This is a genomic window from Pantoea dispersa (genome assembly GCF_035783935.1).
Lineage (GTDB): Bacteria > Pseudomonadota > Gammaproteobacteria > Enterobacterales > Enterobacteriaceae > Pantoea > Pantoea dispersa_C.
This window is the reverse complement of sequence record NZ_JALKOV010000064.1, coordinates 1-213: the sequence shown is the minus strand read 5'-3', so window position 1 is coordinate 213 and position 213 is coordinate 1. Positions and strand designations below refer to the sequence as shown.

The following is a 213-nucleotide window of genomic DNA, read 5'->3' as shown; positions in this document are numbered from 1 at the left end:
CGTAATAGCTCACTGGTCGAGTCGGCCTGCGCGGAAGATGTAACGGGGCTAAACCATGCACCGAAGCTGCGGCAGCGACATGTAAATGTTGTTGGGTAGGGGAGCGTTCTGTAAGCCGCTGAAGGTGAACTGTGAGGTTTGCTGGAGGTATCAGAAGTGCGAATGCTGACATAAGTAACGATAAAGCGGGTGAAAAGCCCGCTCGCCGGAAGA

General features: G+C 54.0%; 1 rRNA gene. It reads left to right on the top strand.

Going from position 1 to position 213, the window contains the following annotated elements:
- Nucleotides 1-213: ribosomal RNA gene (locus MXF20_RS23345) — 23S ribosomal RNA — on the top strand; the annotation flags it as partial.